Origin of the sequence: Escherichia coli DSM 30083 = JCM 1649 = ATCC 11775 (assembly GCF_003697165.2) — a bacterium.
Classification (GTDB): domain Bacteria; phylum Pseudomonadota; class Gammaproteobacteria; order Enterobacterales; family Enterobacteriaceae; genus Escherichia; species Escherichia coli.
In genome coordinates this window covers 4,510,833-4,533,575 of sequence record NZ_CP033092.2, presented here as the reverse complement: position 1 = coordinate 4,533,575, position 22,743 = coordinate 4,510,833, and the positions used below count along the sequence as shown (strand labels likewise).

The 22,743-nt window shown below is 51.9% G+C and carries 22 protein-coding genes and 1 riboswitch; of the genes, 8 read left to right on the top strand and 14 right to left on the bottom strand.

Annotated features, from left to right (window positions below; genetic code table 11):
• Positions 1–47: 47 nt before the first annotated feature.
• The 8 genes from pepE to EAS44_RS23280 all read right to left on the bottom strand — a co-directional run bounded on the left by pepE (position 48) and on the right by EAS44_RS23280 (position 6,832).
• Entirely contained in the window at positions 48–737 is a 690-nt protein-coding gene (gene pepE, locus EAS44_RS23315; RefSeq protein ID WP_000421763.1) for a dipeptidase PepE, read from the bottom strand.
• 381 nt (positions 738–1,118) lie between these two features.
• Positions 1,119–2,348: an L-sorbose 1-phosphate reductase gene (sorE, locus tag EAS44_RS23310; RefSeq protein ID WP_000858558.1), complete on the bottom strand. Its 1,230-nt coding sequence runs from the start codon at positions 2,346–2,348 to the stop codon at positions 1,119–1,121.
• Between the two features lie 51 nt (positions 2,349–2,399).
• Entirely contained in the window at positions 2,400–3,224 is an 825-nt protein-coding gene (locus EAS44_RS23305; RefSeq protein ID WP_000437896.1) for a PTS system mannose/fructose/sorbose family transporter subunit IID, read from the bottom strand.
• 10 nt (positions 3,225–3,234) lie between these two features.
• Positions 3,235–4,032: a PTS mannose/fructose/sorbose transporter subunit IIC gene (locus EAS44_RS23300; protein WP_000406332.1), complete on the bottom strand. Its 798-nt coding sequence runs from the start codon at positions 4,030–4,032 to the stop codon at positions 3,235–3,237.
• Between the two features lie 65 nt (positions 4,033–4,097).
• Entirely contained in the window at positions 4,098–4,592 is a 495-nt protein-coding gene (locus EAS44_RS23295) for a PTS system mannose/fructose/N-acetylgalactosamine-transporter subunit IIB (RefSeq protein ID WP_001027853.1), read from the bottom strand.
• Positions 4,592–4,999, bottom strand: coding sequence for a mannose/fructose/sorbose PTS transporter subunit IIA (locus EAS44_RS23290; protein ID WP_000245624.1), 408 nt, complete (start codon positions 4,997–4,999; stop codon positions 4,592–4,594). Before EAS44_RS23290 ends, EAS44_RS23295 begins: the two co-directional genes overlap by 1 nt.
• A gap of 9 nt (positions 5,000–5,008) precedes the next feature.
• Positions 5,009–5,815: an SDR family oxidoreductase gene (locus tag EAS44_RS23285; protein ID WP_001195435.1), complete on the bottom strand. Its 807-nt coding sequence runs from the start codon at positions 5,813–5,815 to the stop codon at positions 5,009–5,011.
• Between the two features lie 69 nt (positions 5,816–5,884).
• On the bottom strand, positions 5,885–6,832 hold the full coding sequence (locus tag EAS44_RS23280) for a sugar-binding transcriptional regulator (protein ID WP_000431663.1): 948 nt from the start codon (positions 6,830–6,832) through the stop codon (positions 5,885–5,887).
• Positions 6,833–7,179: 347 nt separating this feature from the next.
• Here EAS44_RS23280 and rluF point away from each other — a divergent pair, with 347 nt between their 5' ends.
• Positions 7,180–8,052, top strand: a complete 873-nt coding sequence (rluF, locus tag EAS44_RS23275) for a 23S rRNA pseudouridine(2604) synthase RluF (RefSeq protein ID WP_000936385.1) — start codon at positions 7,180–7,182, stop codon at positions 8,050–8,052.
• Here rluF and yjbD read toward each other — a convergent pair whose 3' ends face one another.
• Both yjbD and lysC read right to left on the bottom strand, forming a co-directional pair.
• A complete protein-coding gene (gene yjbD / locus EAS44_RS23270; RefSeq protein WP_001207638.1) occupies positions 8,053–8,325 on the bottom strand; it encodes a DUF3811 domain-containing protein in 273 nt (90 codons plus the stop codon).
• Between the two features lie 252 nt (positions 8,326–8,577).
• Complete coding sequence (gene lysC, locus EAS44_RS23265; RefSeq protein WP_001290321.1) at positions 8,578–9,927, bottom strand: lysine-sensitive aspartokinase 3; 1,350 nt, start codon at positions 9,925–9,927, stop codon at positions 8,578–8,580.
• A gap of 91 nt (positions 9,928–10,018) precedes the next feature.
• A riboswitch (Lysine riboswitch) is annotated at positions 10,019–10,215 on the bottom strand.
• A gap of 236 nt (positions 10,216–10,451) precedes the next feature.
• On the opposite strand from lysC, the gene pgi reads away from it, so the two are divergent.
• From pgi to yjbH, 5 genes are all read left to right on the top strand, one after another.
• The gene (gene pgi, locus EAS44_RS23255) at positions 10,452–12,101 is read left to right on the top strand and encodes a glucose-6-phosphate isomerase (protein ID WP_000789981.1); all 1,650 of its coding nucleotides are present in this window, start codon (positions 10,452–10,454) and stop codon (positions 12,099–12,101) included.
• A 497-nt stretch (positions 12,102–12,598) separates the two neighbouring features.
• Complete coding sequence (gene yjbE, locus EAS44_RS23250) at positions 12,599–12,841, top strand: exopolysaccharide production protein YjbE (protein ID WP_000757333.1); 243 nt, start codon at positions 12,599–12,601, stop codon at positions 12,839–12,841.
• Between the two features lie 114 nt (positions 12,842–12,955).
• Positions 12,956–13,594 carry a YjbF family lipoprotein gene (yjbF, locus tag EAS44_RS23245; protein ID WP_001363004.1) on the top strand — a complete coding sequence of 213 codons (639 nt, stop codon included), beginning with the start codon at positions 12,956–12,958 and terminating at the stop codon, positions 13,592–13,594.
• Entirely contained in the window at positions 13,591–14,328 is a 738-nt protein-coding gene (gene yjbG, locus EAS44_RS23240) for a capsule biosynthesis GfcC family protein (protein WP_000595526.1), read from the top strand. The genes yjbF and yjbG overlap by 4 nt, the downstream gene beginning before the upstream one ends.
• On the top strand, positions 14,328–16,424 hold the full coding sequence (gene yjbH, locus EAS44_RS23235; RefSeq protein ID WP_000745718.1) for a YjbH domain-containing protein: 2,097 nt from the start codon (positions 14,328–14,330) through the stop codon (positions 16,422–16,424). Before yjbG ends, yjbH begins: the two co-directional genes overlap by 1 nt.
• A gap of 46 nt (positions 16,425–16,470) precedes the next feature.
• Here the strand turns inward: yjbH and EAS44_RS23230 are convergent, their stop codons facing one another.
• On the bottom strand, positions 16,471–16,749 hold the full coding sequence (locus EAS44_RS23230; protein ID WP_001699224.1) for a hypothetical protein: 279 nt from the start codon (positions 16,747–16,749) through the stop codon (positions 16,471–16,473).
• A gap of 214 nt (positions 16,750–16,963) precedes the next feature.
• Between EAS44_RS23230 and psiE the strand changes: the two genes are divergently transcribed.
• On the top strand, positions 16,964–17,374 hold the full coding sequence (psiE, locus tag EAS44_RS23225) for a phosphate-starvation-inducible protein PsiE (RefSeq protein WP_000202899.1): 411 nt from the start codon (positions 16,964–16,966) through the stop codon (positions 17,372–17,374).
• A 93-nt stretch (positions 17,375–17,467) separates the two neighbouring features.
• Here the strand turns inward: psiE and malG are convergent, their stop codons facing one another.
• The 3 genes from malG to malE all read right to left on the bottom strand — a co-directional run bounded on the left by malG (position 17,468) and on the right by malE (position 21,261).
• The gene (gene malG / locus EAS44_RS23220; protein ID WP_001252058.1) at positions 17,468–18,358 is read right to left on the bottom strand and encodes a maltose ABC transporter permease MalG; all 891 of its coding nucleotides are present in this window, start codon (positions 18,356–18,358) and stop codon (positions 17,468–17,470) included.
• 14 nt (positions 18,359–18,372) lie between these two features.
• Positions 18,373–19,917 (bottom strand): maltose ABC transporter permease MalF, encoded by a 1,545-nt coding sequence (gene malF, locus EAS44_RS23215; RefSeq protein WP_001350813.1) that lies wholly within the window; start codon positions 19,915–19,917, stop codon positions 18,373–18,375.
• A gap of 153 nt (positions 19,918–20,070) precedes the next feature.
• Complete coding sequence (gene malE / locus EAS44_RS23210) at positions 20,071–21,261, bottom strand: maltose/maltodextrin ABC transporter substrate-binding protein MalE (RefSeq protein ID WP_000695389.1); 1,191 nt, start codon at positions 21,259–21,261, stop codon at positions 20,071–20,073.
• Between the two features lie 364 nt (positions 21,262–21,625).
• On the opposite strand from malE, the gene malK reads away from it, so the two are divergent.
• Positions 21,626–22,741, top strand: coding sequence for a maltose/maltodextrin ABC transporter ATP-binding protein MalK (malK, locus tag EAS44_RS23205; RefSeq protein WP_000179165.1), 1,116 nt, complete (start codon positions 21,626–21,628; stop codon positions 22,739–22,741).
• The last annotated feature ends 2 nt before the right edge of the window (positions 22,742–22,743 follow it).

Below are 22,743 nucleotides of genomic sequence, written 5' to 3'. Positions count from 1 at the left end.
ATCAGGCACTATGAACAAGATGCCGGATCATGCATCCGGCAATTCACTTAAAAACGGTGACCCGCTTCCAGCGGCACCGCTTCTTCACCAGCCTTAAACACATAAGTGGTGTTCGGGCCACCCAGCGTAGCGTGACCTTTACTTACTGTGATCCAGTTACCTTCCGGCAGACCAATAATCGTCAGTTCTGGCGCGACGACCAGCAGTTCGCGAATACGCTGCTCACGGGTTTCACCTTTATGGCCTTCCGGCAGCGCGTTGGTGAAGTGCGGGTTGATTTGTAGCGGGAACAGATTTAGCGCATCGAAACCTTGCGGATCGACAATCGGCATATCGTTGGTGGTACGAATGGTTGGGCAAGCAAGGTTAGCGCCTGCGCTCCAGCCAATATACAGCGCGCCACGTTTCACCACGTCAGTAATGGGTGCCAGCAGCCCGCGCTCGCGGCACTGTTTCAGCAACTGGAAAGTATTACCGCCGCCGACAATCACAATTTCCGCATTTTCAATCGCGGCAACGGGATCGACAACGCTATGAATACCGGTGACAGAAACACCCAGCGGAGCGAGAACCGCAGCCGTTTTCGCTGTGTAATCATCCCAGGTCTGCGTTACGCCAGCGAAAGGAATAAATACCGCAGAACGGCGCCCCTGCAACTGTTCAGCAATCAGCGGCAGCGCGTGTTCCAGCCAGGCTTTACCCGGCAGCGTCGAGTTACTCAATAAAAGCAGTTCCATTACTTCTCCGGTTAGTAAGAAAACACGGAAGGAATGCTACCACTGCGAATTTAACCACTTACTGACATGGCTCACGATGTCACATATTGCACAGGCGCTGAGACTGATGACAAACACAGGATTGCCTGATGCGCTACGCTTACCTGGCCTACCAGATAACTGCAATATATTGAATTTTCGAGATTATGTAGGCCGAATAAGGCTTCATTCCGCATCCGGCATAAACAATGTGCACTTTGCCACCAATTTGAGCGCCCCTTAAGGCGCTGATGTTTTTTTATCCTTCTCGTGCACATTGTGCCACTTCTGCAATCAGCCGCACATCAGGTCGCGAAGTTGCCGCGGCGACCAGCCAGCGACATGCAGAGTTAAGTAGCGCGATTAATCATGGGAAATTGCCTCTGCATGGGCGAGCAGGTATTGCTCCGCCTCACCGGACCAGATCCCCTGATGACGCGCCAGAATTGCCGCCAGTGCTTGATCCTGAATCTGCGTGAGTGACGTCAGCGGCAGGTATTTCCCGGTATACACCAGCTTTTTGCCGCCGCCGACGGCAGGCAATTCAAGCGTGGTTTCGCCCGCGGCATTCAGCCCAAGAATATGTGTTACCACTTTTGCGGCCTGCACTTTTTTCTCTTCAATCAATTTGACCGCTGCGCGCATGTCGTCGGTATTGCCGCCTGATGTGCCCACGTAGTGGGTAAATGCATAATGCACATCGTAGAAATTAATTGGCGCGCTGAAGTGCTTATCCTGCGGTCCGGCGAAGAAATTCAGACAACCATCTGTCGCCAGCAAGGAAGAGGCGAGAGTCACCAGTCCTTCATTAGGCACAAAGACGAAAATATCATCGAAGCCGTGACCGCCACTCAGTGCCATTAACGTATCAAATGCTGCATCGGCGGCATTGAGATAATGAATCAGTGTTTGCGGTTCTGATGGATAGTGCTTGCGTGCATAACTCAATTTGTCGTTGTCGGTATCGGTAATGACGAGCAGCGAAGGGTTAACGGGTCCATGTAGCGCATAATCAATCGCCAACAGTCCCATTGGTCCGGTGCCGCCGAGGATCAGCGTGCGCCCTTGCGGGCGAATCCCCATCGTGTGGTTATAACTACCTTCCTGAAGATGATAGTTGGCGTTGAACGCGCCAATCACGCAGGAAAGCGGTTCAACCAGCGAGCCTTCAAAATAGGTTTCGCCGTCGTATGCCAGCAGGCAATCTTGTTCCATGACCTCGTTGGGAATAACCACATGCGTCGCTTCGCCGCCTACCCACGGGAAGGAGTAGCCGGGGCAATCCGGGCGGTCGGGGAGTTGCAGGTTGGCCTGAATCACATAACGCTGACCCGGCTGGAATTTGTGCTGCCACTTTTTACCCACGGCCAGAATATCGCCGCAAAATTCGTGGCCGATGATGATGGGATTGGTCGCCACATCGTCGGGTACTTTTTTATGGTTTTCACCCAGATTGGCCTCTTTCCAGGAAGAGAGGCACAGGCTGTCAGTGACCACCGTCGCGAGGATTTCATCCTCCTGCATTTCAGGAAGGTCAAAGGTTTCCAGACGCAGGTCACGTTTGCCATAAAGACGCAGAGCTGTTGTTTTCATAAACCACCTCATGTTGAGCGATGACCCCGGCAGTCGTGCCGGGGCGAAGAATCAGGACAGGAAGCCCAGCGCATTACCGATAATCCCTAAACCAAACAGGGCGAAAATCAGCCATACCGGGTTAATTTTTTTGTTGAGCAGACGAACCATCAGCAGCGTCAGACCGAGCGCCAGCAAACCAGGGCAAAGTTGGTCGAGGATGTTCTGCACGGTTATGGTGACGGTGGCACCATCGGCGGCAGGCGTTTGTGAAACCACCAACGGTACGTTGATTGACGTCCATTTGGTCACCAGCACGCCCATCACAAACAGCCCGAGAATCGACGCGCCTTCGGTGAGTTTTTGCAGCAAATTACCGCCCATATCGCTGACGATATTCACCCCTTTGCGAAAGCCGAGCTGTAGGCCATACCACTTCATCGCCAGACGCACCGCGTTGAAAATAAAGAAGAACAGTAGGGGGCCGAGAATGTTGCCCGAAAGTGCCAGAGATGCGCCGAGCGCGGCGGTAATCGGGCGCAGCGTTCCCCAGACCAGTGGATCTCCAACTCCTGCCAATGGTCCCATCAGACCGACTTTGATGCCGTTAATGGTACCGTCATCAATTTCCGCGCCGTTGGCTCGCGCCTCTTCCATGGCGGCAGTGACGCCGATGACCGGGCCACATACGGCTGGCGTGGTATTGAAGAACACCAGGTGTCGCCTGAGCGCCGCAACCTGATCCTCTTTTAATGGGTAAAGTCGTTTGATGGCGGGGATCATGTCGTAGCAAAAACCCAGCCCGTGAATACGTTCAAAGTTAAAGGATGCCTGTTGCAGGTTGGAGCGCAGAAACATGCTCACCAGATCGCTGCGTGTAATTTTTCTCTGTTCCATGATGGCTCCGTTAATCATCAAGTTGGTCAAGGGCGGTGATAGTGGTGGTCTGGGGATGTGGTTCAGCTTTACGCCACTGTGGATTTAACTGGATGTAGAGCAGGGCCATGATCACGCCGACGCCACCGAACGCCAGCAGACTGAGATCGAGGTAGCCACCTGCGAGGAAACCGAGGAAAAAGAAAGGCATCAAATATTTCACGCCCATCATGCGAAGCACCATGGCGTAACCGACCACCACGATAAAACCGCCAGCAATCTGCAGTCCACGGGTCACAAATTCGGGAATGGCGCTCAGCATATTGCTCACCATATCAGCGCTGACGAACAGCGAGACAATCAGTGCCGGAATAGCAACGCGCAGTGCCTGCACGCCAAGCGCGGAGACATGCAGAATATCGAGAGTGCGAAACCGTGCTTCTTCCGCTGCTTTATCCGCCGCGTGCTGGAACACTACGGTGATGGTACGGGCAAACACCGTCAGCACCTGGCCTGCCGCAGCCACAGGCAACGCGATGGCGATTCCGGTGGCGATGCTTTGCTGACCAACGATAACCAGAATGGCGGAGATTATGCTGGCGAGTGCAGAATCCGGAGATTGCGCCGCGCCGACGTTCATCCAGCCGAGAGCTATCAATTCCAGCGTACCACCGAGCATAATTCCGGTTTTTAAATCACCGAGAATTAAACCAATCACCGTACAGGCAATTAACGGACGATGAGTCTGAAATTCATCCAGCACGCTGCCCATTCCGGCAATACAGGAAAAAAGAAATATAGCAATGATTTGTAGGGTACTTATTTCCATGATTTGTCACCTTTTAAGTGTCGTCATCCCTGCCTGTTAAAGCATATGTACACAGGCGCTATTATTTAATTTGCGATTAACTGTTCGTTTATTTTGTCGATAATATTGATTGAGGGATCTGACGCTACGACGCGTAAATCCAGTATGACGCCAAGATTATTTAACTCATGAAATGCGTTAATATCATCGTCATCTAATGAAACTGCTTTGGTTAACTGTTTCTTACCAGGACGCCAGGCCATACCGCCAATATTCAGGGTACCTATTTTTACCCCCTGGCGAACCATTGCTAAGGCATCCTGTGGGCGAGTGAAAAGATAAAAAACGGTTTCGTCCTGATATTGCGGGTTGTGATAAACCGCGACGGCTTTTTCAATATTGACCACGTTAACCTTCATTCCCGGTGGCGCAGCCTGACGCAATAATGTCCGGCGAACTTCATCGTTATAAACTTCGTCATTGCAGATAATAATGCGTTGGGCGTTAGCCACTTTAGACCAGACGGTAGTGACCTGGCCGTGGATCAGGCGGTCATCAATGCGGGCGAGCGTAATGTTCATCAGAAATCCTCCTCTGCTGTTGCTACCTGTCTCCAGACGACGCAGGTTTGCTTTGCGATTTGCGTCAGGTGTTCACACAGTTCATCAACATTCATGCTGTCCTGGTTATCAACCAGTTCGAGCGCCAGCGGCAGAGAAAGGCCGCTGATTACCCGCAGACGAGGATTGCGCATCGCAAGCATCGCTGCCGCATTCCACGGGCTGCCGCACTGTAAATCCACGGCGATTAGCCACTCGTCATGATTGTGAATGCTCACTAACTTCTCCAGCTTTGCCACAATGTCTCCGGCGTTCTCGCCGGGCACAAATTCAACTGCCTCGACCCTGGCATCGCCGTACACCATCTGAACCGATTCCAGCATGGCGCAGGCTAATTTGCCGTGGGCGCAAAAAATGGCATTGACCATAAAGCCTCCTTAGCCGCGCGTTTTGCCGCCTGCAATGTTAGTGGTTACTCCGGTGATATAGCTGGCGCGTTCAGACAGCAGATAACAAACAAAATCAGCCACTTCTGCTAATCTTCCGGCGCGCCCAATAGGAATGGCGTTTTTGGTATAGCCTTCACGCAGCTGCTCGACGGTGATATTGCGCGTCCACGCCAGCGCTTCTTCATATTCCGGCGTGCGCAGTCCTGTTTTTTCCAGAATCCCCGGCGCGATACCGACCACACGGATACCGTGCTTGCCCAGCTCTTTCGACCAGGAGCGCGTGAAGCTATTGAGCGCGGCTTTGGTCGCGGCGTAACAGCTTTGGCCTTCTGAGCCTTCCAGCCCACTTTCTGAGGAAACATTCACAATCACGCCATCATGTTGTTTGACCATCTGTCGCGCCACCGCCTGCGACATCAGAAAAACGCCTTTCTGATTGATATTGACCATTTTTTCGAATGCAGCTTCGTTGAGTTCATACTGCCCGGCAGGCGCTTTCTCATCGACCAGCAGACGCGGGAAATTGACCCCGGCGTTGTTAACCAGACCGTCGATGCGACCAAAACGCTGGATAATTTCTGCTACCGTATGATTTATCTCTTTGGCGCTGGAAATATCGGTCGGCCAGAACTGATAACCTTTATGGCTTTCATATTGACCATCGCCACCGTGAATATCGACCATCTGTACATTCGCGCCTTGTGCTAATAATTCCTCTACAATCGCCAGACCAATACCGGATGCGCCACCGGTGACAATAATGATTTTATCCTGCAAATTTAACCACGTTTGCATAACAGACTCCTGATTTTAGATAGTAGGGACCCGCCGTAATTTTTATTACGGTAAACATCGGGAAGATTTTTATTTCAGTAATAGTTCAGCTGTGCTGCTATTCGTTACCAGACAATTAATATATTTTCCACGCAGTGCACCAACAATTCCGCTGTATTTTTCTTCGCTCATGGCAATGCCAATGGAATACCGTGCCTGCTTTAATTTATTCATTTCGATAGAGAGTGTTTTTTCGCTCATATTCGTTTCAACCATTGCGCCGTGAATATCAAAAAAGCGCGAGCAAATATCGCCAGCAACCTGGCGGGCATTCAGGTCGTCACTCTCTTCACCACCATAAAACGCATGCCAGTTAGCGCCGTCGCGAATGGCCGGTGAGCCAATTCCCACCAGGGCGACATCCAGATTATCCCAGTAGGCAGAGATGGTTTTAAAGTGCTGAGACTGCATGATCCCATTACGAATTAATGGGTTATCCAGCAGCGCCGGAAAATCCGCGAGATGCGATTCCCCTTTCAGCTTCGCTGCCGCGCTGTAGGTTAATGTGTTTACGTGATAGCGGCTTTCGAGTTTACCGGACGGGCCGCCAATAATCGGCACGCAAATTAACTGCCGCGATTGCCCCGCCTGCGGCAAGTTTTCAACCAGTGCGCTCACCGCGCGGCCCCAGGAAAAACCGACAATATCGCCAGGTTCCAGCAAGCGATCCAGCAGTTGCGCGCCGTGTAACCCCATCATCGCCAGTTGAATATCTTCATCCTCATCATTTCCTGACACCACCACAACGTCTTTCAGGCCAAACTTTTGCTTCACTTGCTGCTCCAGCCAGAGATTTTCGTTGTAGTCATAGTTGATGGCGATGGTGACAATTCCCTGATCGCGGCCTCGTTTAAGCAAGCGGCTGATGGTAGTGCGATAAATACCCAGTTCGCGCGCAATTTGCGCCTGCGTCATATCCTGTTCGTAATAGAGTTGGGCAATCTTCACAATCAAACGGATATCGTCACTGTTTTCCATTGCCGCCTCCTGGTTCTGCACATTTGTGCAAATACGCTTTCTCACCGCTTGATCTGATATAACCCCATCATGATGGCCTTTCAAAGCGATTTTTCACTCTTTGCATGGGGGGAAATAGCGCTTTCTCTTGCACATTTGTTTCTCTGCGTAGTAGTCATCAGCACAGGTGTGCAGCGATGCGTAATTTGTTGATTATTCTTATTTTGCCAGGCAAATTTGCATCGTACTTCCGGAGACACTTTTGTGATAAAAGGCGTGGCAGATCACATTTAATTTCGACGTTGCCGCATAACCCTGTTTTTCCCCGCTAAGAGGTACGGTATATTCCGCGTTTTACAGGAGAATTTATGCTGCCCGACTCATCAGTCCGTTTAAATAAATACATCAGCGAAAGCGGAATTTGCTCACGCCGCGAAGCGGATCGCTATATCGAGCAAGGCAATGTGTTCCTTAATGGCAAGCGAGCCACCATTGGCGATCAGGTGAAACCCGGCGACGTTGTGAAAGTAAATGGTCAGTTGATTGAGCCTCGGGAATCCGAAGATTTGGTACTTATCGCCCTGAACAAGCCCGTCGGTATTGTCAGCACCACCGAAGATGGCGAGCGCGATAACATTGTCGATTTCGTTAACCACAGCAAACGCGTGTTCCCGATTGGCCGCCTGGATAAAGATTCCCAGGGGCTGATTTTCCTCACCAATCACGGCGATCTGGTGAATAAGATCCTCCGTGCGGGTAACGATCATGAGAAAGAGTATCTGGTGACGGTTGATAAACCGATTACCGATGAATTTATTCGTGGTATGGGGGCGGGAGTACCGATCCTCGGGACGGTAACTAAAAAGTGCAAAGTCAAAAAAGAAGCACCGTTTGTCTTCCGCATTACCCTGGTGCAGGGGCTGAACCGTCAGATTCGTCGCATGTGCGAGCACTTTGGTTACGAAGTGAAAAAGCTGGAACGTACGCGCATTATGAACGTCAGCTTAAGCGGCATTCCGCTGGGTGAGTGGCGCGATTTAACCGACGATGAGTTAATCGATCTCTTTAAGCTCATTGAAAATTCCTCTTCCGAGGCAAAACCTAAAGCGAAGGCCAAACCGAAAACGGTAGGCATCAAACGTCCAGTCGTTAAGATGGAAAAAACGGCGGAAAAAGGCGGTCGCCCGGCGTCCAACGGTAAGCGTTTTACCTCGCCGGGGCGCAAAAAGAAGGGGCGTTAATCAGCGTCTGCCGCGCGTCGACGTATTTGCTGACCAGCTAAATGACGCCTCAGGATCCGGTTTATAAGCCTGCTTTTTCTTCAATTGGCGGGCTTTTTTCGCTTCAGCCTCACGCTCGACCATTAATTTATCGATGTACTCTTTCTTAATGCTGTTAGTTTCGGAGTTGGTCAGTACGCGACCATGCGCAATCCGCGCCCGATCCAGCAGTGTTTTAAGTTCACGCTGCTCGCGTTCAGTCATCTCTTTTTGGGTAATACGGGGGAGTGCCATAATGGTGCCCTCAGTGAGCCAGAGAGTTCAGTGTACGGGAATTCGTTTGCGAGCAGAACTGATAATATTCATTTTGCCTTCTCTTAACTATTTATCTCTTTCGATAATTAGTTAGAGATGCGGATAAAAAATTAAAGGCAATTATTCTCCGATAAAGACGCTGGTTAACAGGGAATAGACTCGTTTATTTATGGGCATAATGACAAGAAAAACAATACGGCCCGAAATAATGTCTTCCGGGCCATACTGTGTTTACTCAAACAAATTAAAATGCAGCTTCTGCACTACCTGCTCGGCATCTTCGCCGGGCACCAGGAAGCACAGGTTATGGCTGGATGCGCCGTAACAAATCATGCGAATGTTGAACGGTTCCAGTACGCCGAATACCTCTTTGCCAACGCCGCAGGCTTTTGACAGGTCATTGCCAATCAACGCGACCAGCGCCAGACCCTCTTCCACTTCCACCCGGCACAGTGCAGACAGCTCCATCAGCAGAGATTGCGTCAGCAACGTATCGCCAGTGGAGGTTGAACCGGTGGTATCAAGGGTTAATGCCACACTCACTTCTGACGTGGTGATTAAGTCTACCGAAATATTATGCCGCGCGAGGATGCCGAAAACTTCCGCGAGGAAACCGCGAGAATGCAGCATATTCAGGCTGTGCAAAGTGAGCAGAGTCTGATTGCGACGAAGCGCCAGCGCGCGGAACAGCGGCGGATTTTCAGTTTTATTGCACACCAGCGTACCACCTGCGCGTGGGTCTTTGCTGGAGCCGACAAAGACTGGGATATCGCTGCGTACTGCGGGTAGCAACGTTGCCGGATGCAGTACTTTTGCACCAAAAGTTGCCATCTCTGCCGCTTCGGCAAACGCGATTTCATCAATGCGTTTTGCTGCGGAAACCACGCGTGGATCGGTGGTGTAGATGCCCGGGACGTCGGTCCAGATATCAACACGAGATGCGTGTAAAGCCTCCGCCAGCAAGGCTGCCGTATAATCGCTGCCTCCACGGCCAAGCGTCGTTGTACGACCTTTATTTTCGCTGCCGATAAATCCCTGGGTGATCACTAAGCCTTCATTGAGGCGTGGGAGCAGCTGCAGCGCGGCCAGTTCCGCCAGCGCGGCTACATCTGGCTCTGCACGACCAAATCGATCGTTGGTACGCATCACTTTACGTACATCAAACCACTGTGCCTGAACATCGCGTTCGCGCAGGATCTCGACAAACAGCAGGGTCGACATCAGCTCGCCGTGGCTGACCAGTTCATCTGTCAGGGCCGGAGACGTTGCCAGCGCCGCCGCTTCTGCCAGAACAGTAATATTCTCCAGCAGACGTTCAATCTCTTCACGGATAACGTTCGGGTAACGCAGACGTTCCAGAATGGCAAACTGGATATTGCGGATTGCGTCGAGTTTTTCGAATCGCTCGCCAGGTTCCAGTCCTTCAGCTAAAGCGACCAGTAGATTAGTGATACCAGCAGAAGCCGAGAGGACAACTAAACGTACGTTGGCATCAGAAAGCACAATATCAGCGCTGCGGTTCATGGCGTCAAAATCAGCTACGCTGGTACCGCCAAATTTGGAGACAACAATTTCAGACATAACTACCTCGTGTCAGGGGATCCATTTTCAGCCTTGGCACAAGGGAAGAGCGGAAGACGGGTGGGCGCAGAGCGATACTTCGCTACTATTTTCACCCAGAAGTGCTCCACCACTTGCGAAACGCCCGACTGCGAACGCTTCTGGTGACAACCCAGGGGATTCAGCCCCTGTAGCCGATGATGAACGTAGCCAGCCGTTCAATCACCTCGGCGATGCACCCCCTCAGGTGTTATCACAGGACTGGCTCCTCCAACACCGTTACTTGGGCAACGCGCCTCTTCTGGCCTGCGCTAGCGCAGGTAGTACATTTATAAATAAAGGGTGAGCGGGGCGGTTGTCAACGATGGGGTCATGCGGATTTTTCATCCACTCCTGGCGGTCAGTAGTTCAGCTAATAAATGCTTCGCTGCGCTAAGGGTTTACACTCAACATTACGCTAACGGCACTAAAACCATCACATTTTTCTGTGACTGGCGCTACAATCTTCCAAAGTCACAATTCTCAAAATCAGAAGAGTATTGCTAATGAAAAACATCAATCCAACGCAGACCGCTGCCTGGCAGGCACTACAGAAACACTTCGATGAAATGAAAGACGTTACGATCGCCGATCTTTTTGCTAAAGACGGCGATCGTTTTTCTAAGTTCTCCGCAACCTTCGACGATCAGATGCTGGTGGATTACTCCAAAAACCGCATCACTGAAGAGACGCTGGCGAAATTACAAGATCTGGCGAAAGAGTGCGATCTGGCGGGCGCGATTAAGTCGATGTTCTCTGGCGAGAAGATCAACCGCACTGAAAACCGCGCCGTACTGCACGTAGCGCTGCGTAACCGTAGCAATACCCCGATTCTGGTTGATGGCAAAGATGTTATGCCGGAAGTCAACGCAGTGCTGGAGAAGATGAAAACCTTCTCGGAAGCGATTATTTCCGGTGAGTGGAAAGGCTATACCGGCAAGGCAATCACTGACGTAGTGAACATCGGGATCGGCGGTTCTGACCTCGGCCCGTACATGGTGACTGAAGCACTGCGTCCATACAAAAACCACCTGAACATGCACTTTGTTTCTAACGTCGATGGGACTCACATCGCGGAAGTGCTGAAAAAAGTAAACCCGGAAACCACGCTGTTCCTGGTAGCATCTAAAACCTTCACCACTCAGGAAACCATGACCAACGCCCATAGCGCGCGTGACTGGTTCCTGAAAGCGGCAGGTGATGAGAAACACGTTGCGAAACACTTCGCTGCGCTCTCAACCAACGCCAAAGCCGTTGGCGAGTTTGGTATTGATACTGCCAACATGTTCGAATTCTGGGACTGGGTCGGCGGTCGTTACTCTTTGTGGTCAGCGATTGGCCTGTCGATTGTTCTCTCCATCGGCTTTGATAACTTCGTTGAACTGCTTTCTGGCGCACACGCGATGGACAAGCATTTCTCCACCACGCCTGCCGAGAAAAACCTGCCTGTACTGCTGGCGCTGATTGGCATCTGGTACAACAATTTCTTTGGCGCGGAAACTGAAGCGATTCTGCCGTATGACCAGTATATGCACCGTTTCGCGGCGTACTTCCAGCAGGGCAATATGGAATCCAACGGTAAGTATGTTGACCGTAACGGTAAGGTTGTGGATTACCAGACTGGCCCGATTATCTGGGGTGAACCTGGCACGAACGGTCAGCACGCGTTCTATCAGCTGATCCACCAGGGAACCAAAATGGTACCGTGCGATTTCATCGCTCCGGCTATCACCCATAACCCGCTCTCTGATCATCACCAGAAACTGCTGTCTAACTTCTTTGCTCAGACCGAAGCGCTGGCGTTTGGTAAATCCCGCGAAGTGGTTGAGCAGGAATATCGCGATCAGGGTAAAGATCCGGCAACGCTTGACTACGTGGTGCCGTTCAAAGTGTTCGAAGGTAACCGCCCGACCAACTCCATCCTGCTGCGTGAAATCACTCCGTTCAGCCTGGGTGCGTTGATTGCGCTGTATGAGCACAAAATCTTTACTCAGGGCGTGATCCTGAACATCTTCACCTTCGACCAGTGGGGCGTGGAGCTGGGTAAACAACTGGCGAACCGTATTCTGCCAGAGCTGAAAGATGATAAAGAAATCAGCAGCCACGATAGCTCGACCAATGGTCTGATTAACCGCTATAAAGCGTGGCGCGGTTAATCATTGTCGATATGTAGGCCGGATAAGGCGTTCACGCCGCATCCGGCAACCGATGCCTGATGCGACGCGGTCGCGTCTTATCAGGCCTACAGGTCGATGCCGATATGTACATCGTATTCGGCAATTAATACATAGTACGATTGATTAAATAGCCTTAAAAACAATGCCGACTATAAGTCGGCATTGTTTTATCAGATAAATCCTCTTGTCTGTCATTTAACGAAAATCATACCGTGAGGTTAATCCTAAAATAAATTTTTAATCGTGGTTTATTTCGGAAAATACGCAGAGTAATTACTTTTTATTTTATTTTAACTTCATGATTTTTAATCTTATTTATATATAAGTCAAAGCTTATATTTGATATTCATTCCAATTGTCCTAAAACTCCATCACTAATTCCCCGCGCCGTAATTCGCATGCTTTAGTTGTGTATACTCGATCCCGCCCGAAATGTTTTGGGTAAATCTCCATTCATTCAATGAAGGGAAATTGTTATGAAAAAAGTTCTGTATGGCATTTTTGCCATATCTGCGCTTGCGGCGACTTCTGCGTGGGCTGCACCTGTACAGGTGGGCGAAGCGGCAGGATCGGCAGCAACGTCGGTTTCGGCGGGGAGTTCCTCCGCGACCAGCGTCAGCACCGTAAGCTCGGCGGTGGGTGTCGCGCTCGCGGCAACCGGTGGCGGTGATGGTTCTAATACCGGGACCACCACAACCACGACCACCAGTACCCAGTAATAAAGTATGTATCCCCAAAATAATTCGAGTCATCGCATCTGAAGCTTGAAGTATGAAGGGGATTAACCATAACCACACTCCGGTGTGGTTATTCTGCCCCTCTGGAGAAGAGTCGTGAAGCGACCTGCACTCATTCTTATCTGCCTGCTATTACAGGCCTGTTCAGCCACGACTAAAGAGCTGGGCAATTCACTGTGGGACAGTCTGTTCGGCACGCCAGGCGTACAGCTGACGGACGATGATATTCAAAATATGCCCTACGCCAGCCAGTACATGCAGCTTAATGGCGGGCCGCAGTTATTTGTGGTGCTGGCCTTCGCTGAAGACGGACAACAAAAATGGGTCACTCAGGATCAGGCCACTCTCGTCACACAACATGGTCGTCTGGTGAAGACTTTGCTTGGTGGCGACAACCTGATTGAAGTGAATAACCTTGCCACTGACCCGCTGATTAAACCCGCACAAATTGTTGATGGTGCAACATGGACGCGCACGATGGGCTGGACCGAGTACCAGCAGGTACGCTACGCCACCGCACGCTCAGTCTTCAAATGGGATGGCACCGATACCGTCAAAGTCGGCAGCGATGAAACCCCGGTTCGCGTGCTGGACGAAGAAGTCTCCACCGACCAGGCGCGCTGGCATAACCGCTATTGGATCGACAGCGAAGGGCAAATTCGCCAGTCGGAACAGTATCTCGGCGCGGATTATTTCCCGGTGAAAACCACTCTCATCAAGGCGGCAAAACAATGATTAAACAAACTATTGTCGCATTGATTTTGAGTGTGGGGGCGTCATCGGTCTTCGCGGCGGGAACCGTCAAGGTATTCAGCAATGGCAGCAGTGAGGCCAAAACGCTGACGGGTGCAGAGCATTTAATCGATCTGGTAGGCCAACCACGGCTGGCAAACAGTTGGTGGCCCGGAGCGGTGATTAGCGAAGAGCTGGCCACGGCGGCAGCATTGCGTCAGCAGCAGGCGTTGCTGACACGGCTGGCAGAACTGGCTGCAGATTCCAGCGCCGACGATGCCGCCGCGATTAACGCCTTACGCCAGCAAATTCAGGCGTTGAAGGTGACGGGCAGGCAAAAAATCAATCTTGATCCTGATATCGTCCGCGTTGCCGAACGCGGTAACCCGCCGTTGCAGGGCAACTACACGCTGTGGGTCGGAACGCCGCCGTCCACGGTCACGTTGTTCGGGCTTATCAGTCGTCCTGGCAAGCAGTCATTCACTCCAGGTCGCGACGTGGCGAGCTATCTCTCTGACCAGAGCCTGCTCAGCGGTGCGGATCGCAGCTACGCGTGGGTGGTTTACCCGTCCGGACGCACGCAAAAAGCGCCGGTGGCTTATTGGAACAAGCGTCACGTAGAGCCGATGCCCGGCAGCATTATTTATGTTGGCCTCGCGGACTCCGTCTGGAGTGAGACACCTGATGCCCTTAACGCCGACATTCTTCAGACTCTGACGCAGCGGATACCCCAATAATGAAAAAAAGACATCTGCTTAGCTTACTGGCGCTGGGCATTAGCACAGCTTGCTACGGCGAAATATATCCTGCGCCCATTGGTCCGTCGCAATCGGATTTCGGTGGCGTAGGATTATTACAAACGCCCACCGCGCGCATGGCGCGGGAAGGGGAGCTGAGCCTGAACTATCGCGATAACGATCAGTACCGTTATTACTCAGCTTCAGTGCAACTCTTCCCGTGGCTGGAAACAACGCTGCGCTACACCGACGTGCGCACCCGGCAGTACAGCAGCGTCGAAGCATTCTCTGGCGATCAAACGTATAAAGATAAAGCCTTCGATCTCAAACTGCGTTTGTGGGAAGAGAGTTACTGGCTGCCGCAAGTGGCGGTTGGTGCGCGGGATATTGGCGGTACGGGGCTGTTTGATGCGGAATATCTTGTTGCCAGCAAAGCCTGGGGGCCGTTCGATTTTACGCTCGGTCTGGGCTGGGGATATCTGGGCACCAGCGGTAATGTGAAAAATCCGCTCTGTTCAGCCAGTGATAAATATTGCTATCGCGATAACAGCTACAAACAGGCGGGATCTATCGACGGTAGCCAGATGTTCCACGGCCCGGCCTCACTGTTTGGCGGCGTGGAATACCAGACGCCCTGGCAACCGCTGCGCCTGAAACTGGAGTATGAAGGCAATAATTATCAGCAGGATTTTGCCGGGAAGCTGGAGCAAAAAAGTAAGTTTAACGTCGGGGCGATTTATCGCGTTACCGATTGGGCCGACGTTAACCTTAGCTATGAACGTGGCAACACCTTTATGTTTGGCGTTACGCTGCGCACCAACTTTAACGATCTGCGCCCGTCCTACAACGATAACGCCCGCCCGCAATATCAACCGCAGCCGCAGGATGCCATTTTGCAGCACTCGGTGGTGGCGAATCAGTTAACGCTGTTGAAATACAACGCCGGACTGGCCGATCCGCAGATCCAGGCGAAAGGCGATACGCTGTATGTTACCGGCGAGCAGGTGAAATATCGTGATTCGCGCGAAGGGATCATCCGTGCTAATCGGATCGTGATGAACGATCTGCCGGATGGGATCAAAACGATCCGCATTACGGAAAATCGCCTTAACATGCCGCAGGTGACGACGGAAACCGATGTCGCCAGCCTGAAAAATCATCTCGGCGGAGAGCCGTTGGGCCACGAAACGACGCTGGCGCAAAAACGCGTCGAGCCAGTGGTTCCGAAGTCCACCGAGCAGGGCTGGTATATCGACAAATCACGCTTTGATTTCCATATCGATCCGGTGCTGAACCAGTCGGTCGGTGGCCCGGAAAACTTTTACATGTATCAGCTGGGCGTGATGGGAACGGCGGATTTGTGGCTGACGGACCATCTGCTGACCACCGGCAGCCTGTTTGCTAACCTTGCCAACAACTACGACAAGTTTAACTACACCAATCCGCCGCAGGACTCGCACTTACCGCGCGTTCGTACCCATGTGCGCGAGTATGTGCAGAACGATGTCTATGTGAATAACCTGCAAGCCAACTACTTCCAGCATCTGGGCAACGGCTTCTACGGTCAGGTCTACGGAGGTTATCTCGAAACCATGTTTGGCGGTGCGGGGGCAGAAGTGTTGTATCGCCCGCTGGACAGCAACTGGGCGTTTGGTCTGGATGCCAACTACGTTAAACAGCGCGACTGGCGTAGCGCAAAAGATATGATGAAATTCACCGATTACAGCGTGAAAACCGGACATCTGACCGCGTACTGGACGCCATCTTTCGCCCAGGACGTGTTAGTGAAAGCGAGCGTCGGGCAGTATCTGGCTGGGGATAAAGGCGGCACGCTGGAGATCGCCAAACGCTTTGATAGCGGCGTGGTAGTGGGGGGCTATGCCACGATCACGAATGTTTCGAAAGAGGAGTACGGCGAAGGGGACTTCACCAAAGGCGTGTATGTCTCTGTACCGCTGGATCTCTTCTCGTCTGGCCCGACACGCAGCCGTGCGGCGATTGGCTGGACGCCGCTGACGCGTGACGGTGGTCAGCAACTTGGGCGTAAGTTCCAGTTGTATGATATGACCAGCGACCGTAGCGTCAATTTCCGCTAAGTCATGGGAAAGGTGCCAGTTTTCGCACTCACTGGCACCTTCATTCTTAATGGCCTGTCGAGCCATCAGGAACGTAGTTCACCCCCGGTTTGCGATCTGGTGTGTAAAGGCGAAAACATTCTGTCTTCCTGTCCGTCGATATCGGTTGCAGGTCTGGTTGCCTGAGCGACTGGGCCATCATTGGACTGGAGACATTGCTTTGCGGTAGGTCGGCTTTATCAGCAGTACCGAGCGGACCAGCATAAGCAGGAAGAACAGAGACTGATAACATCAAAGCAGCAAAATAAGACTTCATTTTTACCACCTTTATCAGGTTACGTTTCATTTGTTCCAGAGGAACATTGTCGATTTTTCGCGCATTGCTGGTGGCTGGGAATCACCTGAATGGGTGATTTTTTTGGGCTGTGTGTTTTGCCAGATGCGACGTTGATGGGAGATGCCCACTTAATTGAGCTGAACAAAACATACACAAAAAATATAGATCTCCGTCACATTTTTGCGTTATACAGGAAGCTCGCCACTGTGAAGGAGGTACTGCTATGACGTCACTCTCTCGTCCGCGCGTGGAGTTTATCTCCACCATTTTGCAGACCGTACTCAATCTTGGCCTGTTGTGCCTCGGCCTGATTTTGGTTGTCTTCCTCGGCAAAGAAACGGTGCATCTGGCTGATGTGCTGTTTGCGCCAGAACAAGCCAGTAAATATGAGCTGGTAGAAGGGCTGGTGGTTTACTTTCTCTATTTCGAATTTATCGCGCTGATTGTGAAGTACTTTCAGTCCGGTTTTCACTTCCCGCTACGTTACTTTGTCTATATTGGGATCACCGCCATTGTGCGCTTGATCATCGTCGATCATAAATCGCCACTGGATGTGTTGATCTACTCGGCAGCGATCCTGTTACTGGTGATCACCCTGTGGCTGTGTAATTCGAAACGGCTGAAGCGGGAGTAAAAAAAGGCGCTCCGTGGAGCGCCGAATAACAGTCACAAGTTGGGATAACGTAAGTTGAGGGTGCAGCGGCATAACATTGGCAGAACAACATCTTTAACCTTTCACACCACCTGCCGTCAGGCCGTTGACCAGCCAGCGTTGAGCCAGCAAGAAGACGATGGTGATCGGTAATGCAGACATCACGGCAGCGGCGGCAAAGTCACCCCACAGGTAGTTTTGCGGGTTGAGGTATTGCTGCATCCCCACGGCCAGGGTGTAGCTGTTTACGTCACGCAGTAATAGCGACGCGACCGGAACTTCAGTAATGGCAGCGATAAACGACAGGATGAACACAACCGCCAGAATCGGTACTGACAGCGGCAACAGGACAAGGCGGAAGGCCTGCCACGGTGTCGCACCATCCAGCGCCGCCGCTTCTTCCAGCGAACTGTCGATGGTTTCGAAATAACCTTTGATGGTCCAGACATGCAGCGCAATCCCGCCCAGATACGCGAAAATTACGCCGCCGTGAGTATTCAGGCCAATGAATGGAATGTACTCACCCAGACGATCAAACAACGCATACAACGCGACCAGTGAAAGTACTGCCGGGAACATCTGGAAAATCAGCATTCCTTTCAGCAGCGTCGCTTTGCCTGGAAAGCGCATACGGGCGAAAGCGTAGGCGCAGGTGGTGGAGAGCGCCACAATGCCAATCGCGGAAATCCCGGCGACCTTTACCGAGTTCCACAGCCACAGCAGTACCGGGAATGGCGGTGGCGTAATGCGACCATCAGCCTGTTCCACGCTAAAACCTAACGCCAGTTTCCAGTGATCCCAGGAGATTTGCTCCGGGATCAGACTACCGGTCGCGAAGTTCCCCTGACGCAGCGAGATGGCGACGACCATCAGCAGCGGGAACATAATTGCCGCGATAAAAAGTAGCAGTAGCAGGTGAGTAATAAACAAACGTGCTTTTTGCGATTTCGGTTGGACCATTGCCATTTTTGTTATCTCCCTTAATCAAACTTCATTCGCGTGGCTTTCAGGTTCACTATCGCCAGCGCGCCCACCAGCAGGAAGATCAGCGTGGCAATTGCTGCTGCCAGACCGAAGTCCTGACCCCCGCCGCCTTCAAAAGCGATACGGTAGGTGTAGTTAACAAGCAGGTCGGTATAACCGGCTGGCGTGGTCGTGCCAAGACGATCCGGGCCGCCGTTGGTTAACAGTTGAATCAGCACGAAGTTGTTAAAGTTAAAGGCGAAGCTGGCGATCATCAGCGGCGTCAGCGGTTTAATCAGCAGCGGCAGCGTAATCTTAAAGAAGTTCTGGAATGGACCTGCGCCATCCATTGCTGAGGCTTCATACAAATCGTCCGGAATCGCCTTCAGCAAGCCCATGCAGAGGATCATCATGTACGGATAACCCAGCCAGGTGTTGACGATAATCAGCATCGTGCGGGCGGTGGTCGGATCGCTGAACCAGGCGGGCTTCACGCCAAACAGCGCGCTCAACATCATGTTGATTTCACCAAAACTCTGGTTAAACAACCCTTTGAAAATCAAGATTGAAATGAACGATGGCACCGCGTAGGGCAGAATAAGCAGGACGCGATAGACCGCTTTGCCGCGCAACGCTTCCCACTGCACCAGACACGCCAGAACCATGCCGACCGCCACCGTTAAAAAGACAGTGATCAGCGAGAACACCACGGTCCAGACGAAAATGGCGAGGAACGGTTTCTGAATGCCTTCGTCGGTAAAGACGCGGGTAAAGTTTTTCCAGCCGGTGGTCACGGTGTAACCGGGGCTTAGCTTTTCATCCCCCCAGTGACCGTCGGCGGTAATGGATTGGTAAAAACCAATTTGGTTATTCGGCCGATATTTCACGCCGCTCTGGTTATTCGTCAACGTGCCGTCACCGTCGAGTGTGTAGAGCGGCTGCGTGCCAGAAAACTGGCGCAGGGAGCTCATCATCACTTTGTTGCCATCCGGCAGAATGGCGGTAATGTCACTCAGTGCCTGACGATTCTGGGTAATTACGCGCAGATTCGCGCGTTCGCCTTCGGGCTGGGCGGTCGTTTCTTTCAGTTGCAGTTTTTGCTCGCCGCCAAATTTAAAAGCGTCGGAGAGGTAATTTTTGCCGGTTTCGCCGTCGCTGAGCGCCAGTTGCCACTCATCGCCCGCCGGATAAAGACCAAAATTATAGATTTTGCCTGCTTGCCAGGAGCGATCTAGCAACACTTCCTGCGCACGTTCAAAAGTCAGCTGGTTAGTGCTGCTGTAGTTGGTGAAGGCAATGGCGATGGTGCAGACCAGAGGGAAGAGGACGAATAATCCCATTCCAGCCATTCCCGGGTAAACATAGCGCCAGGCGTAGGCTTTACGATTGGCGAAAATATACAGCCCCGCTGAGCTCAATATCAGCGTGGTAATGGCGAACAGGTATTCCCCTTGTGCGTACATTAAAACAACAAGGTAACCCACCAGCAGGCCGAGCAGACCTAACACTGACCATTTCAGCGCGTCGCTTTGCCACCAATGTTTCTTTTTAATGACATCCATGGGGTTCTTCCTCATTCCAGGACGGATAAGGCTTTCATACCTTATCCGACAACAACTGCCTGATGCGACGCTGACGCGTCTTATCAGGCCTACATACGTTTCAATTTCGTAGGCCGGATAAGGCGTTTACGCCGCATCCGGCATTTCACAGCATTACTTGGTGATACGAGTCTGTGCATCTTTCAGCGCAGCATCCACAGTCTGACGACCGCTGGCGGCGTTGATCACCGCAGTACGCACGGCATACCAGAAAGCGGACATCTGCGGGATGTTCGGCATAATTTCACCTTTCTGAGCGTTATCCATGGTGGCGGCAATACGTGGATCTTTCGCAAGTTCATCCTGATAGGACTTCAGCGCTACTGCACCCAGCGGTTTGTCTTTATTGACCGCTTCCAGACCTTCGTCAGTCAGCAGATAGTTTTCGAGGAACTCTTTCGCCAGCTCTTTGTTCGGACTGGCGGCGTTAATACCTGCGCTCAGCACGCCAACGAACGGTTTAGATGGTTGACCTTTGAAGGTCGGCAGTACCGTTACACCATAATTCACTTTACTGGTGTCGATGTTGGACCATGCCCACGGGCCGTTGATAGTCATCGCTGTTTCGCCTTTATTAAAGGCAGCTTCTGCGATGGAGTAATCGGTGTCTGCATTCATGTGTTTGTTTTTAATCAGATCAACCAGGAAGGTCAGACCCGCTTTCGCGCCAGCGTTATCCACGCCTACGTCTTTAATGTCGTACTTGCCGTTTTCATACTTGAACGCATAACCCCCGTCAGCCGCAATTAGCGGCCAGGTGAAGTATGGTTCTTGCAGGTTGAACATCAGCGCGCTCTTACCTTTCGCTTTCAGTTCTTTATCCAGCGCCGGGATCTCTTCCCAGGTTTTTGGCGGGTTCGGTAGCAGATCTTTGTTATAAATCAGTGATAACGCTTCGACAGCGATCGGGTAAGCAATCAGCTTGCCGTTGTAACGTACGGCATCCCAGGTAAACGGATACAGCTTGTCCTGGAACGCTTTGTCCGGGGTGATTTCTGCCAACAGGCCAGATTGAGCGTAGCCGCCAAAGCGGTCGTGCGCCCAGAAGATAATGTCAGGGCCATCGCCAGTTGCCGCAACCTGAGGGAATTTCTCTTCCAGTTTATCCGGATGCTCAACGGTGACTTTAATTCCGGTATCTTTCTCGAATTTCTTACCGACTTCAGCGAGACCGTTATAGCCTTTATCGCCGTTAATCCAGATTACCAGTTTACCTTCTTCGATTTTGGCGAGAGCCGAGGCGGAAAACATCATCGTCGTTAATGCGGATAATGCGAGGATGCGTGCACCTGTTTTTATTTTCATAATCTATGGTCCTTGTTGGTGAAGTGCTCGTGAAAACACCTAAACGGACTCTAGTTTCTTTATACGGCAACCTCTTTCCATCCTCCTTGCCCCTACGCCCCATCGTTGCTTTGTGTGATCTCTGTTACAGAATTGGCGGTAATGTGGAGATGCGCACATAAAATCGCCATGATTTTTGCAAGCAACATCACGAAATTCCTTACATGACCTCGGTTTAGTTCACAGAAGCCGCGTTCTCATCCTCCCGCCTCCTCCCCCATAAAAAAGCCAGGGGGTGGAGGATTTAAGCCATCTCCTGATGACGCATAGTCAGCCCATCATGAATGTTGCTGTCGATGACAGGTTGTTACAAAGGGAGAAGGGCATGGCGAGCGTACAGCTGCAAAATGTAACGAAAGCCTGGGGCGAGGTCGTGGTATCGAAAGATATCAATCTCGATATCCATGAAGGTGAATTCGTGGTGTTTGTCGGACCGTCTGGCTGCGGTAAATCGACTTTACTGCGCATGATTGCCGGGCTTGAGACGATCACCAGCGGCGACCTGTTCATCGGTGAGAAGCGGATGAATGACACTCCGCCTGCAGAACGCGGCGTTGGTATGGTGTTTCAGTCTTACGCGCTCTATCCCCACCTGTCAGTAGCAGAAAACATGTCATTTGGCCTGAAACTGGCGGGCGCGAAAAAAGAAGTGATTAACCAGCGAGTTAACCAGGTTGCGGAAGTGCTGCAACTGGCGCATTTGCTGGATCGCAAACCGAAAGCGCTCTCCGGTGGTCAGCGTCAGCGTGTGGCGATTGGCCGTACGCTGGTGGCCGAGCCAAGCGTATTTTTGCTCGATGAACCGCTCTCCAACCTCGATGCTGCACTGCGTGTGCAAATGCGTATCGAAATCTCCCGTCTGCATAAACGCCTGGGCCGCACAATGATTTACGTCACCCACGATCAGGTCGAAGCGATGACGCTGGCCGACAAAATCGTGGTGCTGGACGCTGGTCGCGTGGCGCAGGTTGGGAAACCGCTGGAGCTGTATCACTATCCGGCAGACCGTTTTGTCGCCGGATTTATCGGTTCGCCAAAGATGAACTTCCTGCCAGTAAAAGTGACCGCCACCGCAATCGATCAAGTGCAGGTGGAGCTGCCGATGCCGAATCGTCAGCAAGTCTGGCTACCGGTCGAAAGCCGTGATGTCCAGGTTGGAGCCAATATGTCACTGGGTATTCGCCCGGAGCATCTACTGCCGAGTGATATCGCTGACGTCATCCTTGAGGGTGAAGTTCAGGTCGTTGAGCAACTCGGCAACGAAACGCAAATCCATATCCAGATCCCTTCCATTCGTCAAAACCTGGTGTACCGCCAGAACGACGTGGTGTTGGTAGAAGAAGGTGCCACATTCGCTATCGGCCTGCCGCCAGAGCGTTGCCATCTGTTCCGTGAGGATGGCACTGCATGTCGTCGACTGCATAAGGAGCCGGGCGTTTAAGC